Source organism: Caballeronia sp. AZ7_KS35, assembly GCF_023631045.1.
Taxonomy (GTDB): Bacteria; Pseudomonadota; Gammaproteobacteria; order Burkholderiales; family Burkholderiaceae; genus Caballeronia; species Caballeronia zhejiangensis.
Genome location: NZ_JALQDV010000009.1, coordinates 137791 through 155913, shown reverse-complemented (window position 1 = coordinate 155913; position 18123 = coordinate 137791). Strand labels below are relative to the sequence as shown.

The window sequence follows — 18123 nt, the reverse complement described above, 5'->3', positions numbered from 1 at the left end:
ACCCTGATCCTCTTAATCAATGAAACGTCGAGACAGACGGAGCGGATCGATAAATGATTCGAACCCTCAAATTCAAGCAGGCAGACGCAATAATTGGGCCTGAAGCTTCTCGATAGTGGTTCCGTATTCTGCCAGCCTTTTACGCTCCTGTTCAACGACAGCGGCCGGCGCTTTTGAAACAAAGCTTTCGTTTCCGAGTTTCGCGTTACATTTTGCGATCTCGGCCGTCAGACGGTCCACTTCCTTGGTCAGGCGCTCGCGTTCCGCGGCGATATCGATTTCGACTTTCAACACGAGCTTGCTCGTGCCGACGATCGCGACGGGCGCGCCATGAGCTTCCTTGTCGAGGGCGGCTTCGTCGTCGATGATCTTCACTTCGGAAAGACGCGCGAGGGCAGCGATATACGGTGCGAACGCGGTGAGGCGCGCCGCGTCGCCGTGCGCGAGCAACGGCACCTTCACCGCGGGCGACAGATTCATTTCGCCACGTAGATTACGACATGCATCGATGACACTCTTCAGTTCGGCAGCCCACTGTTCTGACGATTCATCGATCTTTTTCTGCTCGGCGCGCGGATAAGGCTGCGTCATGATCGAGACTTCGCCTTCCTTCGCGCCTTGCGGGAAGGCGTCGGTGAGAGGGGCAACCTTCTGCCACAACGCTTCCGTGATGAAAGGAATGATCGGATGCGCGAGGCGCAGCACCGTTTCGAGCACACGCAAGAGCGTGCGACGCGTCGCCCTCTGCTGCTCGGGCGTGCCGGTCTGGATCTGCACCTTCGCGAGTTCGAGATACCAGTCGCAGTACTCGTCCCACACGAATTTGTAGATCGCGCTCGCGACGTTGTCGAAACGATAGTCCGCGAAACCCTTTTCCACTTCGGCTTCCACGCGCTGAAGCAGCGACACGATCCAGCGATCCGCCTGCGAGTAATCCGTGTAGCCGCCAGGGCCGCAATCGCCTGGCTTGCACGCGCCCGGATTCGCAAAACCGCAATCGTGGCCCTCGCAGTTCATCAGCACGAAACGCGTGGCGTTCCAGAGCTTGTTGCAGAAGTTGCGATAACCCTCGCAGCGCGCGAGATCGAAGTTCACGTTGCGGCCGAGCGTGGCCATCGAGGCCATCGTGAAGCGCAGCGCGTCTGTGCCGAACGACGGAATGCCTTCGGGGAATTCCTTGCGCGTCTTCTTCTCGATCTGCGCGGCGGCCTTCGGATTCATGAGGCCGGTCGTGCGCTTGGCGACGAGCGATTCGAGGTCGATGCCATCGACGATATCGATCGGGTCGAGCGTGTTGCCCTTGCTCTTCGACATCTTCTGGCCTTCGGCGTCGCGCACGAGTCCGTGCACATAGACGGTGTCGAACGGCACCTTGCCGGTGAAATGCGTGGTCATCATCACCATTCTGGCGACCCAGAAGAAGATGATGTCGAAGCCTGTCACGAGCACCGACGACGGCAGGAACGCCTTCAGTTCCTTCGTCTCGTTCGGCCAGCCGAGCGACGAAAACGGCACGAGCGCGGACGAGAACCAGGTGTCGAGCACGTCTTCATCGCGCTTGAGTGCGCCTTTGTAGCCTTGCGCGTCGGCTTCGGCGCGGGCTTCTTCTTCGGTCTTCGCGACGAAAATCTCGCCGTTCTCGCCGTACCACGCGGGAATCTGATGGCCCCACCACAACTGGCGCGAAATGCACCAGTCCTGGATGTTTTCGAGCCACTGATAGTAGGTGGTCGTCCAGTTCTCCGGCACGAACTTGATCTGGCCGTTGCGCACGACATCGAGCGACGTTTCCGTGATCGACTTGCCCGGATTGAACGTGCCTTCGGGCGCCGGCTTGCTCATCGCGACGAACCACTGGTCCGTCAGCATCGGTTCGATGACCACGTTGGTGCGGTCGCCGCGCGGCACCATCAGCTTGTGCGGCTTGACGGATTCGAGCAGGCCGAGCGCTTCGAGATCTTTCACGACGGCTTTGCGCGCGTCGAAGCGATCCATGCCGCGATATTTTTCAGGCGCGTTGTCGTTGATCTTCGCGTCGAGCGTGAGAATTTCGATCTGCGGCAGCTTGTGGCGCTGGCCGACGGCGTAGTCGTTGAAGTCGTGCGCGGGCGTGACTTTGACGACGCCGGTGCCGAATTCGCGATCGACGTATTCATCGGCGATGATCGGGATTTCGCGATCGCATAGCGGCAACGTCACCGTCTTGCCGATCAGATGCTGATAACGCTCGTCTTCCGGATGCACCATCACGGCGGTGTCGCCCAGCATGGTTTCCGGGCGCGTGGTCGCGACCGTCAGATGACCGGAACCGTCCGGCAGCGGATAGTTGATGTGCCACAGGCTGCCGTTTTCTTCTTCGCTCACGACTTCGAGATCGGACACGGCGGTGCCGAGCACCGGGTCCCAGTTCACGAGCCGCTTGCCGCGATAGATCAGCCCTTGTTTATAGAGCGTGACGAACACGTCGCGCACGGCGGCCGACATCTTGTCGTCCATCGTGAAGTATTCGCGCGACCAGTCGATCGATGCGCCCAGACGCCGAACCTGATTCGTGATGGTCGAGCCGGATTGCTGCTTCCACGCCCAGACGCGCTTCAGAAACTCTTCGCGGCCGAGGTCATGGCGCGAGATGCCTTGCGCATCGAGCTGGCGTTCGACGACGATCTGCGTCGCGATGCCCGCGTGGTCCGTGCCCGGCACCCACAGCGTGTTTTCGCCCAGCATGCGGTGATACCGCGTCAGGCCATCCATGATGGTCTGGTTGAACGCGTGCCCCATGTGCAGCGTGCCGGTGACGTTCGGCGGCGGCAACTGGATGGAGAAATTCTTCGCGCCTTCCTTGAACGTGGGAGCGGCGTATCCGCGCTTTTCCCATTCCGGGCCCCATTGGGACTCGATGTTTTGAGGCTCGAAGCTTTTTGCCAGTGTGTTGTCGCTCATGTCGTCGTTCGTCTAGATCTGAAAGCAGGGAATCCGTCAATTATAGCGGTGCCCACGTGGCCTACTCGTACGGTGCCCGAGTGCCCCGTAAGAGCGATATCTGGAAGTAATTGTCAAAAGCGCGCTCTGTCCCTGTATCGCAAAAAGCCATGGTTCTACGCTGGCGGATTCGCACGCGTGCATCCGGCACGAGTGGCGCAAGAGAAAGGGGCGAGATGACCACAGATCAGGAGTGTCAGAAGGTTAGCGTCGCGGGCATGGTCCGCTTGCAGACTTTGGCAGCGTTGAATAGTTGCGGCTATATCGACGATAAAACGGCCCTGCGGGTGCTAGAGTCGATGGACCAGATGTCGGAGATCGACCTGCGCTTCGATTCCGCGCGCGCGATGCTCGACTGGCTCATTCAAGAAGGTTTCCTGGATGAGCAAGCGGCGGAAGCGGCGGCGGTCCGTTTCGTGGAAACGCTGGAGACGGACAAGGCGCCCGAGGACTTGTTGCAGTACGAGTCGGTCGTCGGGCAGATCGACCCGCGTTTCCGGGCGCCATTCGCGGCGTTCGCCGCGCGCACGCGCAAGAAGGTGAAACGTCGCATGATCGGATATGCATCGGCGTTTTGCGTGATCTTCGCGGCGGTCGGGGCCTACACCCTCTGGTCGGCAAGCACGCCATCCTGCGCGGCAACCAGCACGAAGGACGCGCTGTTCCGGATCGGCGTCCAATCGAAGACCGATCTCGCCACGAAGCGTCCGGGCCTGTCGCTGAACGATGACCGCGATTTGACGCCACGATTTTCGGATTTCCAGGAAGTGGGCTACGACGATGGCGACAGATCGCGCGGTTGCACAGCGGTCATCAAAGCGGGGGAGGCGACGAGCCCCATAGGCTACGTGATCCGGCCCAGGGAAAAGAATGGTGAGTTCGAAGTGCATACCTATCCGTCCGAATACGTGGCCGCGCGCTACAACGAGGCCGGGCTGAACAAGGCGCTGGGCGCCCCGCTCGGCCGCGACGCGATTCGCGCGGCGGTCATCGCGGGAATCAAGGGAATCGACGATCGCGTGAGCAGACGGTCGCCGTCGCATCACAAACCGGTGTACGGGGAAGATGTGCCGAGAACGATGGAAGCGAGGGTCATCGGCGTGCTTCCGGCAGCGGATTGCCGCAGGATCGATGACCATTCCTACGCATGTCCGGTTTTGGTCGACTATAAGGACAATCTGTTGAGCGTTATCGGTGCGATGCCATACGTGCAGCTCAAGGGCGAATTCGTGTTCGAGCGGGATCGGGACGCCTGGAAAGTGGCGAATGGCTTCGATGACAAATTTCTGAACACGCTTGTGAACGGACGTGTGCGAAATACGCTAGGCGCGGACGCGGCCCAGAAAATGCAACAATCCATGGAAAGTAGGCCGTCTGCGCCGTAATCGAGTGTCGGCTGCGATGGGCGACGCGGAAAGTCGTCGAAGAACCGGACATTTATAATGCTCGCTTACCTCGACGCCTCTTTCCCATGCCCGACCTGCTCGCGAATCTGAATCCCGAACAACTCGCCGCCGTGACGCTCCCGGACGAGCCCGCGCTCATTCTCGCGGGCGCCGGCAGCGGCAAGACGCGCGTGCTCATCACGCGCATCGCGTGGCTGATCCAGCAGGGCTACGCGTCGCCGCCGACCGTGCTCGCCGTCACCTTCACGAACAAGGCCGCGCGCGAGATGATGGCGCGCCTGTCCGCGCTGCTGCCCATCGATACGCGCGGCATGTGGATCGGCACGTTTCACGGCTTGTGCAACCGCATGCTGCGCGCGCATTACCGCGACGCCGGCCTGCCGCAGACATTCCAGATTCTCGACACGGCCGACCAGCTGTCCGCGATCAAGCGGCTGATGAAAGGCCTGAACGTCGACGACGAGAAGTATCCGGCGAAGAATCTGCAGTACTTCATCAACAACGCGAAGGAGCAGGGCCTGCGTCCGAAAGACGTCGACGCCACCGATGCGTTCAATCGCAAGTTCGTCGAGCTTTACGAAGCCTACGATCAGCAATGCCAGCGCGAAGGCGTCGTCGATTTTCCCGAGCTGCTGCTGCGCTGTTATGAACTCCTCGCGCACAATCCGCCGCTGCGCGCGCATTATCAGGCGCGCTTTCGCAACATTCTCGTCGACGAGTTTCAGGACACGAACAAGCTGCAGTACGCGTGGCTCAAGCTGCTCGCGGGCGAGCACAACGCGATCTTCGCGGTCGGCGACGACGACCAGTCGATCTACGCGTTCCGCGGCGCGAACGTCGGCAACATGCACGATTTCGAGCGCGAATTCCGCGTGCGCAATCTCATCAAGCTGGAGCAGAACTATCGCTCGCACGGCCATATTCTCGATACCGCGAACTATCTGATCGCCAACAACGCCAACCGGCTCGGCAAGAATCTGCGCACCGACGCGGGACACGGCGAGCCGGTGCGCGTCTACGAGGCCGCAACGGATTCGCAGGAAGCGGGCTGGATCGTCGAGGAAATCAAGGCGCTCATCAATACGGGCGTGTCGCGCGGCGAGGTCGCGGTGCTTTATCGCAGCAACGCGCAGTCGCGGACCATCGAACATACGCTCGTGAACGCGGGCATTCCGTATCGCGTGTATGGCGGTCTGCGCTTCTTCGAGCGGCAGGAAGTGAAGCATGCGCTCGCGTATTTGCGTCTCATCGACAATCCGAACGACGACACCGCGTTCGCGCGCGTCGTCAATTTCCCGACGCGCGGGATCGGTGCGCGCTCCATCGAGCAAGTGGCCGACGCGGCGCGTCTCTACAACTGTTCGATGGCCGCCGCCGTGCCGTACGTCACCGGCAAGGCGGGCACGAGCCTCGGCGCATTCGCGACGCTCATCGCGAAAATGCGCGCCGAAACGCAGCAGATGAGCCTGCCGGAAACCGTCGAATACGTCGTGCGCGCGAGCGGTCTGGCCGCGTTCTACGAAACCGAGCGCGAGGGCCAGGATCGGCTCGAGAACTTGCAGGAACTCGTGAATGCGGCGGCGGCGTTCGTCAGCGAGGAAGGCTACGGGCTCGATACGCCCGCGCGCTCCATTCCGCTGCGTCCGGGCGCGTCGGCGTTGCCGGAGATCGTCAGCGAGGACGGCGAGATCGAAGTGCTCGATGCGCCCGGCATCGCCGATCCCGCGCAGAATCCCGATACGATGACGCCGCTCGCCGGTTTCCTGTCGCACGCATCGCTCGAAGCCGGCGACAACCAGGCGCAGGCCGGCCAGGACGCCGTGCAACTGATGACCGTGCACGCGGCCAAGGGCCTCGAATTCACGGCGGTGTTCATCACCGGGCTGGAAGAGGGCTTGTTCCCGCACGAGAACAGCGCGCAGGAATCGGACGGGCTGGAGGAAGAGCGGCGTCTCATGTACGTGGCGATCACGCGCGCGAAAGAGCGGCTTTATCTGTCGTTCGCGCAGAGCCGCATGCTGCACGGCCAGACGCGCTACAACATCCGTTCGCGTTTCTTCGACGAATTGCCCGAAGGCTCGCTCAAGTGGCTCACGCCGAAGATGGAGGCGGGCGCGCGCTGGGGCGGACGCGCCGACAACGCCGGCTGGGGCCGCGACTGGTTTGCGCGTCCCGGACAGGAGCGCGGCGGTTCTTCCGGCTATGCGCGGGATCAGGGCGCCAGCGCGGCATTGCCGTCGTTCGCCAACGAGCAGCGCGCGGCGGAATCCGGCTTCAAGGTCGGCCAGGCCGTGTTCCATACGAAGTTCGGCGAAGGCACCGTGACCGCGCTGGAAGGCTCGGGCGGCGACGCGCGCGCGCAAGTTCGCTTCAAGCGCCACGGCGAAAAGTGGCTCGCGCTGGCCGTGGCGAAACTGCAGGCCGTCGAATGAAGACGAAGCGGCTCGGCATCATGGCGGCGCTGCCGCAGGAACTGGGCGACCTCATCGCGCAGATGCGCTCGGCAGGCGAAGTTCGCACCGTGACGCTCGGCCAGCGCGAGTATTACGTCGGCGACGCGCATGGGCTGCCGGCCGTCGTCACGCTCGCGCGCATCGGCAAGGTGGCGGCGGCCGCGACCGCGAGCGCGCTCATCCATGTGTTCGAAACCGATGCCATCGTCTTCACAGGCGTCGCGGGCGGCGTGCGGGCGGACGTGCAAGTGGGCGATGTCGTCATCGCCGATGCTTTGCTGCAGCATGATCTCGACGCATCGCCGCTCTTTCCGCGCTACGAAGTGCCGCTGCTCGACCGCGCGCGCTTCGGCGCCGATCGCGCGCTTTCCGATGCGCTCGCCGCCGCCGCCGATGCGTTCATCGCCGACGAGGGCGGTACGCTGACGGAGCGCTTCGCCGTCGCCGGGCCGCGCGTGCATCGCGGGCTGATCGTGAGCGGCGATCGCTTCATCGCGAGCCACGACGCGCTCTTCGGCTTGCGCGACGCGCTGCCCGACGCGCTCGCGGTCGAAATGGAAGGCGCGGCCATCGCGCAGGTCTGCTACGAGCACGGCGTGCCGTGCGCGGTCGTGCGGACCATTTCCGATGCGGCGGACGCCGCCGCGCCGCTATCGTTCACCGAATTTCTGACGTCGATCGCCGCGACTTACTCGTCGGGCATTTTGTCGCGCTTTCTCCGCGCTGCCGGCTGATCGAGCGCCGAATCCCACGCGGACGCGGCTTTCCGGGGGCGGCGCATCGTCGAAAATCCTGCTTGTAGTTGAGAATGATTCTCAATACAATGACTCGCACACCGTGAGGCAGACACAGGAGGCCCGACGACATGACCAACGATTTCACCGCCATCGGCACGATGGGCGAAGCGCGCCCGGCGTCCGAAAGCGGCGAGCGGGGCGAGCGTTGCGCTGTTTCGGCGAACGCCGCGAAGGTGCTCGAAACCACGCGCCGCGCGTGGACGGAGGCGACGGCGCAGGCGGCGCAGGCGGCGCAGGAGTTGGCTCGCCGCGCGCCACGCGCCACGCAGCCCAAGAAACGCGTGGTGCCGCGGCGTTCCCGCTGGCCGTCGCTCGTCGCCGCGCTCAACTACTGGAGTCCGAAACCGCTGTGAACGCCGCCGACCTCGCACCGAAATCCATCGAACTCGACGAGCGTCTTTTCGACGCGAGCCGATTCCCGCTCGTGCGCCTGCGTCCGCGCGCCGTGAAACCGGGCTATGCGTTCGCATGGGGCGCGCAGATGCGCCGTCTCGTGTCCCTCGCGACGCCTTTCGTTCTCGTGGCCGAGCACGACGCAAACGAAACCGCCGACGACGCCCGTCTGCGCGCCGCGTGGATGCGCACGCATCGCGCGATGCTGGCCGCGTACTGCCGCGGCCTGATCCTGATCGAACCGCGCATCGAGGCGCGCGCGAGCACGCGAGAAACGCTGCGCGCATTGACGGACGGATGCGGCGTACGAACGGTCGTCGTGTCGAGCATGCGCGTCGCGGGCGAGCTTGCGCCGGTGCTGCTCAAGCACACCGCGTCCGAGGGCCGCGCCTCAGCCCGAACCCGGGCGCTCTGACGCGCCGGATCGATCAGGGCGCGCCCGGTCTGGCGCGGGTTGGACGGCTGCTCTATGCTCAGGGCTCAGCCAACGCCGCTTTGCAGAGGACGCGCATGCCGACTTACCGAGAAGCGTATCGACGGTCGATCGACGAGCCCGAAGCGTTCTGGGCCGAACAGGCCCGTCGCATTCACTGGCAGACGCCGTTCGAGCGGGTGCTCGACCGCAGCAAGCCGCCGTTCGCGCGGTGGTTCGTCGGCGGCAAGACCAATCTGTGCCATAACGCCGTCGATCGGCATCTCGCGTCGCGTGCGCAACAGGACGCGCTCGTCTACGTATCGACGGAAACGGGCATCGAGCGCCGCTACACCTACGCCGAGCTGCACGCGGAAGTGAACCGCATGGCAGCCGTCATGCGCTCGCTGCACGTGAAGAAGGGCGATCGCGTGCTCATCTATCTGCCGATGATTCCCGAAGCGCTCTTCGCGATGCTCGCGTGCGCGCGCATCGGCGCGATCCACTCGGTCGTGTTCGGCGGCTTCGCGGCGCCGAATCTCGCGGCGCGCATCGACGATGCCGAGCCTGCGCTCATCGTCACCGCCGATGCCGGCGCGCGCGCGGGCAAGGTGATCGACTACACGCCGCTCGTCGACGAAGCGCTCTCGCGCGCCGAATACAAGGTGCCGCAAGTGCTCTTGATCGACCGGCAACTCGCGCCCGAGCGCTTGCAGGCGAGTTATCTCGTCGCGTACGAACCGCTGCGCGAGCAATTTTTCGACGCGCACGTGCCGTGCGAATGGCTCGAATCGAACGAGCCGTCGTACGTGCTCTACACGTCCGGCACGACGGGCAGGCCGAAGGGCGTGCAACGCGATGTCGGCGGTTACGCGGTCGCGCTCGCCGCATCGATGGAGCACATCTTTCAGGGCGCGCCGGGCGACACGATGTTCACCGCATCGGACATCGGCTGGGTCGTGGGGCACAGCTACATCATTTATGCGCCGCTGATCGCCGGCCTCACGACCGTGATGTACGAAGGCACGCCGATTCGTCCCGACGGCGGCATCTGGTGGCGGCTCGTCCAGCAGTACAAGATCAATCTGATGTTCACCGCGCCGACCGCGATCCGCGTGCTGAAGAAGCAGGATCCGGCGCTGATGGAGAAATACGATCTGTCGAGCCTGCGCACGCTGTTTCTCGCGGGCGAGCCGCTCGACGAGCCGACTGCGCACTGGATCCAGAGCGCGTTGAAAAAGCCCGTCATCGACAATTACTGGCAGACGGAAACCGGCTGGCCGATGATCGCGATTCCGCGCGGCATCGAAGAATTGCCGTCGAAGCTCGGCTCGCCGGGCGTACCGTCGATGGGCTTCAATCTCACGCTGCGCAACGAAGCGACCGGCGATGCCTGCGCGCCCGGCGAGAAGGGCGTCGTCACGTTGGCGTATCCGCTGCCGCCGGGCTGCATGCAGACGGTGTGGCGCGACGACGAGCGCTTCGTCGACACGTACTGGAAGAGCGTGCCGAATCAGATGGTCTATTCGACCTTCGACTGGGGTGTGCAGGACGAGGACGGCTACGTGTCGATCCTCGGCCGCACCGACGATGTCATCAACGTGGCGGGGCATCGGCTCGGCACGCGCGAGATCGAAGAGGCGTTGTCGGCGCATCCGGCGGTCGCGGAGGTCGCGGTGGTCGGCATCGCCGATTCCGTGAAGGGGCAGGCGGCTGCGGCGTTCGTCGTGCTGCGCGATGCGGATCGCATCAATGCGCCGGGCGCGCGCGAGGGCATGGAAGCGGAGTTGTGTCACGCGGTGGATTCGCAGCTCGGCGCGATCGCGCGTCCGGCGCGCGTGCATTTCGTGACGATGCTGCCGAAGACGCGTTCGGGGAAGCTGCTGCGACGCGCGATCGCGGCGTTGGCGGAAGGGCGCGATCCGGGCGAGCTGCCGACGATCGAGGATCCGGGCGCGTTGATGCAGGTGAGGGAGGCGTTGGGAAACTGAGCGCCCAAAACACAACGGGCACGCGGTCCGGCGTGCCCGTTGTGATCGTCATCGCGTGCGCTCAGGCCTTCGCCTTCCCCTCATGCGTCTTCGGCAACAACACCGTCAACACGCCCAGCAACGGCAGGAACGCGCAAACCTTGTACACATAATCGATGCTGGTCGCATCCGCGAGATGCCCGAGCACCGCCGCGCCCACGCCGCCCATGCCGAACGCGAATCCGAAGAACAAGCCCGCGACCATCCCGACCTTGCCCGGAATCAGTTCCTGCGCATACACGAGAATCGCCGAGAACGCCGATGCCAGCACGAGCCCGATGATCACCGACAGCACGCCCGTCCAGAACAGGTTCGCGTAAGGCATCAAGAGCGTGAACGGCGCGACGCCGAGAATCGACACCCAGATCACCGCCTTGCGCCCGACCTTGTCGCCGACCGGACCGCCGATGATCGTGCCCGCCGCCACCGCCGCGAGGAACACGAACAGATGGATCTGCGCGGCCTGCACCGAGATGCCGAACTTGCTGATCAGATAGAACGTGAAGTAACTCGTGATGCTCGCCAGATAGAAGTACTTCGAGAACACGAGCAGCACGAGCACGCTCATCGCCATGACGACCTTGTTGCGCGGCAGCGTCGCGTGCGCGGTCTGCGCGCGGCCCTTCTTCGTCGCCGGATGACGCTTGTACCAGCGGCCGATATTCGCCAGCACGAACATCGCGACGAGCGCGGCCACCGAGAACCACGCGATGCTCTTTTGCCCGTGCGGGATGACGATCAGCGCGGCGAGCAAGGGACCCAACGACGAACCGGCGTTGCCGCCGACCTGAAAGAGCGACTGCGCGAGACCGTGCTTGCCGCCCGACGCCATGCGCGCCACCCGCGACGATTCCGGATGAAACACCGACGATCCGCAGCCGACCAGCGCCGCCGCGATCAAGAGCGTGCCGAAGCTGCCCGCGACCGACATCAGCAAGAGACCCGACAGCGTGAAGCCCATGCCGACCGGAAGCGAATACGGCTTCGGATGCTTGTCCGTGTACAGGCCGACGAGCGGTTGCAGCAGCGAAGCCGTCACCTGATACACGAGCGTGATGAGACCGATCTGTCCGAACGTGAGCGCGAATTCGCTCTTGAACATCGGATAGATCGCCAGAATCAGCGACTGGATCATGTCGTTCAAAAGGTGCGAAAAGCTGATCGCGCCCAGAACGGAATAAACGGTGCGTTGCGCGCCCGCTGATGTCGCGGCGGAAGCGTTTGCAGAAGCGTTGGCGGAAGCGCCGGCCGATGCGCCGGAAGGCGACAAAGCGCCCTTGTCGATGCTCGTTTGCATAGTGATGGCTTGTGAAAGCAGGAAAGCGTCTCGGAATCGATCTTTTGTCAGTGCGACATTTATGCGCAGACTGAATTTCTGACAAGTGTAGGCTGTCCCCGACGCGTTGTCCTGCCAAGCTTTGTCGCGAATCGGACAGGATCGGCAGCGAATCAAGCTGCGATTTCGTCGCACGCAAGGTTTTTTGGCCGGTTATAAGAAGCGACGGCGGAGCGAACGAACGTGCGCTCCTGCTAAAAAAAGGCTCAAGAAAGCCCGCAAACCTGCCGTATTCCCGGCAGGGATCAGACCAGGACACGCCTCACGACGGCCAAGTCCAAAGAACAAATTCGGGGATTCGATCGATGAAACTGTTTTCGCTACGCGGCGCAAAAGACGCGGGCTTCATGGCGCATGACGAAGCGAAGCGCACGCTATCAGTCAAGGCATCGCTCAGGCTGGCTTTCGGACTCGTGCTCGCGGGCACGCTCGTCATCGGCGCAATTTCGCTCACGCAGATCAGCCGTCTGAACGGCGCGACCGAATCCATCTACACGCAAGGCTACGTCGCGAGCCGCGCGGCCGAGGAAACGCGCGGCTATCTGCTGCGCGCGAGCCGGTCGCAGAAGATGCTGCTCACCGCGAGCACGGCGAAAGAGCGCGACGATCTCGGCGCGCAGATCGAGCAATCGCTCGCCGAAATCGGACGTGAACAGGCGCAGCTCGCGCAATACATCGATCACGCCGACAAGGACGCGCTCGCGCAGCAAAAGAACTTCTCGATCGCGCTCGGCAAGTGGGCCGAGAATCTGCGGACGTTCGTGAAGCTCGTGAAGGAGCAACCGCTCGATCTCTCGCAGATGAACTGGCAAGTCGGCATGCAGGACGTGTCGCTGCTCGTCGAAACGGGCAAGCTCGAAAAGATGGTCGATGAACTCGTCGCGCGCCGCGGCGCCGCAGCCAAGGCGACGATCGAATCCGCCGCGTTCATCTTCCATTCGTCGTTCGTGATGGTGTCGGTGCTGACGCTCGCGTTGTTCGCGCTCGCGATCGTCGTCTCCGAATGGGTCGTGCGGCGTCTCGCCGGCCAGCTCGGCGGCGAGCCCGGTTATGCGAAGGACATCGCGCGTCGCATCGCATCGGGCGATCTCGCGTATCCGGTCAAGCTCAAGCGTCGCGACGACGCGTCGATGCTTCACGCGCTCTCCGAAATGCAGGCGGGACTGTCGTCGACCGTCGGCGATATCGCGGCGAGCGCGGAGGCGATCGCTTCGGCATCGAGCGAGATTTCAACGGGCAACGTCGACTTGTCGCGCCGTACCGAGGAGCAGGCCGTCGCGCTGGAAAAAACCGCGGCCAGCATGGAGCAGCTCACGTCGACGGTGCGTCAGAACGCCGACAATGCGAAGCAGGCGAGCACGCTCGCGGCGAGCGCGTCGGAGATCGCGGAGAAGGGCGGCGCGGTCGTGGGCCGCGTCGTCGAAACGATGCAGCGCATCGATGCGAGCGCGAAGAGCATCGGCGACATCATCGGCGTGATCGAGGGCATCGCGTTCCAGACCAACATCCTCGCGCTGAACGCGGCGGTCGAAGCGGCGCGCGCGGGCGAGCAGGGACGCGGCTTCGCGGTCGTCGCGGGCGAGGTGCGCAGTCTCGCGCAGCGTTCGTCGTCGGCGGCGAAGGAGATCAAAGGGCTCATCGATACATCGGTGTCGCGCGTGTCGGACGGCTCGACCTACGCGCAGGAAGCGGGCGCCACGATGGAGGAAGTCGTCAAGGCCGTGCGCCGCGTGACGGACATCATGGGCGAGATCTCGGCGGCATCGGCGGAGCAGAAGACGGGCATCGAGTCGATCGGCGAGGCCGTCACGAAGATGGACGCGAACACGCAGCAGAACGCCGCGCTCGTCGAACAGGCGGCGGCCGCCGCGCAATCGCTCGACGATCAGGCGCGCGCGCTCAAGTCGCTCGTCGGAAAATTCCAGTTGGCTTGACGCAAGGCTTGAGGATAGAATCGCGGACGGGCGCGGCAGGGCGCCCGGTCTCGCGAAAGTCTTACGCACCTGCCGTGCAGCACCTCAACTTTGGATCGAACCGCAACGTCGAACCTTTATAGCCGCAGCGAGAACGGCGCAACAAAGGAACAACGTCATGTGGTCTACATCCTGTCCGATCTCTTCTTCCGTTTCCAATAGCGACTATCTGCGCGAACATGCGCGGCGTCTGCTTCGTCACGCCCGCGACGGCGATACGAGCGCGTCGATGCCCGTTCTGCGCCGCCTGCTCGCGACGAACGTCACGCGCGCGGAACGCCTCGCCGATCTGCACGCGATGCGCGACGATCTGCAACTGAAGCATCTGCTTTCGATGCTCGCCGTCGAACTCGGCTACCCAGGCTGGGACGCGTGCAAATCCCACATCGACGAACAGCCGGACGCGGCGATCGACCGCTATCGGCTCGACGCCGGCGCGTTCAACGACTACGAGAAGAACTGGTTTGCGAACGAATCGGAAGCACGCGAATGGCAGCGCGCGCACGGCGGCTATATCGTGCGATACGGCGAGCAGGCCGTGGCGATTCTGAAGCGGGAATAAGGCGGAGGAAGGGGTCTGCGCGCAAGAAGGAAGCCGCTCAGATGAGCTCGACTTCCTTCCAGTTCGCGCTAAAGAAAAAACGGCTCAACTCCTTCGTGAGCTCGTTCAGTGCGCTCATCTCGGCGGGCGAGATCTTGCGCACGTGTTGCGGCGAGGTCCAGTCGCCGTAGATCAGCGCGACGGTCGTATCGTTCGATTTCACCGGCAGCACGACGAACGCCTGCGCTTCGCCGAGCGTCTCCTTGTACCAGCGCGGCAGGCGGGCGTCGATGCGCGCGTCGTGCGCGTTCTCGATGAAGATGCCGACCGGATTGCTGATCGCGAGATGAAACACGTCGGGCCGGAACTCCGCCGAGAAGCGCAGTTTCGGCAACATCGGCTCGACGCCCGCGCCGAGGCCGAGACGCGCGTGGAATTCGTTGTTGGCCTGGCGCACGAACACCACGGTGCGCGACAGATGCAGGCTGCCGAGTATCGATTCCGACGCGAGCGCGAGCGCGGGCGCCAGCGCATTCTTCGACGGCAACGAGCGCAAGTCCGCGACGCTCGCGCCGATGCGCGCCTCCGCCGATACGTTCGCGCGCGCCATGGCATCGGCGTTGGCCTGCAGCTCGGAGATCTCGCGCATCACGCCGTCGCTCGCTTCTTCGTTCGCGAGCGCGAGGCTCATCGACGTGAGCGTGTCGGCGTCGGTGTTGAGCGGTCCGGTGTAGCGGTTCGCGATATCGAAGAGCACCGATTCGCGGCCGTCCGCGGCCACGTTTTGCGCCGTGAGCGCGTCCGCGACTTCGGTCGAATAGTTGGAGATCGCGCGCAGCCAGCGAACGTGCTTCGGCACGGTTTCATCGACGGGCGCGTTCGGATCGGTCGCGCGCATGCCTTCGCGAATCGTCTCGGGCAGACGCCAGCGGTCCGCCGCTTCGAGGCCGATCTCGTCGAAGGTGACGCCGAGCAGCGCGGCACAGGCGGCGCTGTCGGGGATGTTTTCCGAAGCGGCCTTGCGGCGCAACTGATCCCACTCGTGTTCGAGATAGAACGCGACGAGCAGCTTGCCGATCTGCCGCATCAGCGTGCAGACGACCGCTTCCTCGGCGGAGCGCAAGTCCTTGTGCTCGGTGAGCTGCCGCGCAACCGCGCCCGAGAGCAGGGTGCGGTTCAGTTCGAGCTTCGCGTCGATACGGCGCGGCGCGCTCTGATGGAAGTGGTCGACGAGCTTCAACCCGACGACGAGATGACCGACGGCGTCCATGCCGAGCACCATCAACGCGCGCGTGACGGTGGTGATGTTGCCGCCGAACGCGATGTACATCGCCGAGTTGGCGAGCCGCAGCACCTTCTGCGTGAGGCCGACGTCCGACAGCACGACTTGCACGAGGGACGTGAAGTCGAGGTCGTCATCGCTCATTGCGGACACAGTCGAGCGCAGCGCCTGAGACAGCATGGGGAAATCCCCGCGCTCGCTCATGCGCGACCACAGCTTGTCCAGTAGTTCGGCCTTGGTGCGTGCCATTGCAAAAAATAAGAACTCGTTCGTTACGCGACGGCTAACCCGAGGCGGTCCTGCAATCCAGCACCCAACAACGAAATGTACACGTTATTAGGGAGTTACGGCGCGTGCTTCGATTAAAACACGAACAATCGTCCGTTCATAATGTCTCGTGCAATACGAGCGAATGCGACTGGAACGAGCGCGCCAGCTCGTCCGACGGCAACGCATGGCTGATGAGCCAGCCCTGAATATGGTCGCATCCGAGGTCCGCGAGCAAATCCCGCTGCGCCTCGGTTTCGACGCCTTCGGCCACCAGCTCCAGTCCGAGCGATTGCGCCAGCCCGACCACGGCGCTCACGATCGCGCGATTGTTTCGGGACGTAATCAGGTTCTCGACAAAGCTGCGGTCGATCTTGAGCTTCGAGAGCGGAAAACGTTGCAAATAGGCGAGGCTCGAATAGCCCGTGCCGAAATCGTCGACGGCGAAGCGGATGCCGATCGTCGTCAGCGTTTCGAGCAGGCGCGTCGCTTCCTCCGGATCGTGCATCAAAAGGCTTTCGGTGATCTCGAACACGAGCCGCCGCGCGTCGATGCCGGTGAGCGCGAGCGCTTCCTTCACTGCGGCGGTGAATCGTTTGTCGCGGAACTGCTGCGGCGACACGTTCACCGACACGTAATCGAGCCGGATGCCGATCGCGTCCCACTGCACGATCTGCATGCACGCGGCCTTCAGCACCCAGTTGCCCAGATAATTGATGAGGCCGATGGATTCCGCGAGCGGAATGAACGTCGACGGCGGCACGAGCCCGTGCACCGGATGATTCCAGCGCATCAGCGCTTCCACGCCGACCACCGCGCCCGTGCGGATCTTCGTGATCGGCTGGAAGTAGAGCGAGAACTCACCGTTGCGCACGGCTTCGTACAGGTCCGCTTCGAGCTTGAGGCGCTCGGCGTCGGCGGGGTTGTCGTCGATCGTGTGGAAGACGAGCGCATTGCCGCCCGATTCCTTCGCCTGCGCGAGCGCCTGATCGGCCATGCGCAAGAGGTTGGTCTGCGCTTCGCTTTTCGCGAGCCTGCCCGCCTGATCCGGATACAGCGCGACGCCCACGCTCGCCGACAAATGCGTGTGCTGCCCGCGATGCCGGTAGGGCTGCGCGATCGCGGTGAGCAAGCGCCGCCCGAGACTTTCGGCGAGTTCCGCCGTGGTGCCGGGCGGCAGCAGCACGGCGAATTCATCGCCGGCCACGCGCGCGACGCGCTCGCCGTGTCCCGCCGTATGCTGGATGCGCCGCGCGGTTTCGCGCAGCAGCTCGTCGCCGGCGTCGTAGCCGAGCGCGCGGTTGATGCGCTGATAATCGTCGATGTCGAGCAGCACGAGTCCCGCGTGCGTGCGCGTGAGTTCGGCTTCGTCCTGCGCCGCAACGATCGCGGCCTTCAGGGCGATGAGATTGTCGAGGCCCGTCAGCGCATCGTGATTGATCGTATGCACGAGCGCCGCTTCGCGCTCGCGCCAGTGCGTCACGTCGAAGGCGGCGAGCGCGAAGCCGGGCATGCCGCGCGCGGCCGTCGACACGAGCCGCAACTCGACGCAGATCGGATAGGTGAGCGACTTCACGACCGTCAGCGTCGCCGATTCGAGCTTGCCGCTCACGCGCGCCCGCGCGACGAGCGCATGCAGCTCGTCGGCTTCCTCGGATGCGACGAGATCGTGCAGCGTCAGCATGCTCAGATAATCGCGGTGATAGCCGATGAACTCGATGCTCGCATCCGATACATACTGGAAGCGCAGCGCATCGTCGAGCTGGGCGAGGAAGTCGACCGCGCCGAGCGTGGCCTCGGACGCGTCGGTCAGGGCATTCGCGACGGCGGCGACGGGCGCATCCGGCGCGCCGGCCTTGGGCGATGTCGCGGGCGCGGGCGGCTCCCCGGCGCTCTCGGGATGCCGCTCGCGCGCGGCGCTTCCCCATGCGCGGGAGAGCGCATCGAGCGCGATGCGCCACGGTGCGCGGCGGGAGACGTTGATCCGGTTCGCTTGCATGGTCTCGTTGGTTTCTGGCGGCAGCGCCTGCTTTTTCGGCCAGGCGGCGGCGCGCGGAACACGCGCCTCGCAGGTTCCGGCCGGGACGTGCCGCAATGAGGCGCGACACGCTCTATCAGGCGAGTTATCGGCGCGATCGGGGATTTCTTTAACCGGCGGCGCGGATGCGGCGGGCGCATCGCGGCATCAAGAACGTCCAGTTATTGTCGATATGAGGTTTCATATTATCTCGTCAGGAGAATTCGGTTACAGTGG

The 18123-nt window shown here is 64.0% G+C and carries 12 protein-coding genes; 8 read left to right on the top strand and 4 right to left on the bottom strand.

What is annotated here, in order from left to right:
* Window positions 1-72: 72 nt before the first annotated feature.
* Entirely contained in the window at window positions 73-2940 is a 2868-nt protein-coding gene (locus NCT05_RS10915; RefSeq protein WP_008341952.1) for a valine--tRNA ligase, read from the bottom strand.
* A gap of 215 nt (window positions 2941-3155) precedes the next feature.
* Here NCT05_RS10915 and NCT05_RS10910 point away from each other — a divergent pair, with 215 nt between their 5' ends.
* The 6 genes from NCT05_RS10910 to NCT05_RS10885 all read left to right on the top strand — a co-directional run bounded on the left by NCT05_RS10910 (window position 3156) and on the right by NCT05_RS10885 (window position 10431).
* The gene (locus tag NCT05_RS10910; RefSeq protein ID WP_250502247.1) at window positions 3156-4364 is read left to right on the top strand and encodes a hypothetical protein; all 1209 of its coding nucleotides are present in this window, start codon (window positions 3156-3158) and stop codon (window positions 4362-4364) included.
* An 86-nt stretch (window positions 4365-4450) separates the two neighbouring features.
* Window positions 4451-6817: a UvrD-helicase domain-containing protein gene (locus NCT05_RS10905; protein WP_008341949.1), complete on the top strand. Its 2367-nt coding sequence runs from the start codon at window positions 4451-4453 to the stop codon at window positions 6815-6817.
* Entirely contained in the window at window positions 6814-7572 is a 759-nt protein-coding gene (locus NCT05_RS10900) for a 5'-methylthioadenosine/adenosylhomocysteine nucleosidase (protein WP_250434919.1), read from the top strand. Before NCT05_RS10905 ends, NCT05_RS10900 begins: the two co-directional genes overlap by 4 nt.
* A 131-nt stretch (window positions 7573-7703) precedes the next feature.
* Window positions 7704-7988 carry a hypothetical protein gene (locus NCT05_RS10895; RefSeq protein ID WP_175982728.1) on the top strand — a complete coding sequence of 95 codons (285 nt, stop codon included), beginning with the start codon at window positions 7704-7706 and terminating at the stop codon, window positions 7986-7988.
* The gene (locus NCT05_RS10890; RefSeq protein ID WP_034473027.1) at window positions 7985-8443 is read left to right on the top strand and encodes a hypothetical protein; all 459 of its coding nucleotides are present in this window, start codon (window positions 7985-7987) and stop codon (window positions 8441-8443) included. Before NCT05_RS10895 ends, NCT05_RS10890 begins: the two co-directional genes overlap by 4 nt.
* Window positions 8444-8538: 95 nt before the next feature.
* A complete protein-coding gene (locus NCT05_RS10885) occupies window positions 8539-10431 on the top strand; it encodes a propionate--CoA ligase (RefSeq protein WP_250502246.1) in 1893 nt (630 codons plus the stop codon).
* Between the two features lie 61 nt (window positions 10432-10492).
* Here the strand turns inward: NCT05_RS10885 and NCT05_RS10880 are convergent, their stop codons facing one another.
* Window positions 10493-11767: an MFS transporter gene (locus tag NCT05_RS10880; protein ID WP_008341940.1), complete on the bottom strand. Its 1275-nt coding sequence runs from the start codon at window positions 11765-11767 to the stop codon at window positions 10493-10495.
* Between the two features lie 344 nt (window positions 11768-12111).
* Between NCT05_RS10880 and NCT05_RS10875 the strand changes: the two genes are divergently transcribed.
* Entirely contained in the window at window positions 12112-13740 is a 1629-nt protein-coding gene (locus NCT05_RS10875) for a methyl-accepting chemotaxis protein (protein ID WP_008341939.1), read from the top strand.
* A gap of 157 nt (window positions 13741-13897) precedes the next feature.
* Window positions 13898-14341, top strand: coding sequence for a hypothetical protein (locus NCT05_RS10870; RefSeq protein WP_008341938.1), 444 nt, complete (start codon window positions 13898-13900; stop codon window positions 14339-14341).
* Between the two features lie 37 nt (window positions 14342-14378).
* Here the strand turns inward: NCT05_RS10870 and NCT05_RS10865 are convergent, their stop codons facing one another.
* Window positions 14379-15851, bottom strand: a complete 1473-nt coding sequence (locus NCT05_RS10865; RefSeq protein WP_008341937.1) for an HDOD domain-containing protein — start codon at window positions 15849-15851, stop codon at window positions 14379-14381.
* A 136-nt stretch (window positions 15852-15987) separates the two neighbouring features.
* Window positions 15988-17868: a putative bifunctional diguanylate cyclase/phosphodiesterase gene (locus NCT05_RS10860; RefSeq protein WP_250502245.1), complete on the bottom strand. Its 1881-nt coding sequence runs from the start codon at window positions 17866-17868 to the stop codon at window positions 15988-15990.
* Between the last annotated feature and the right edge of the window lie 255 nt (window positions 17869-18123).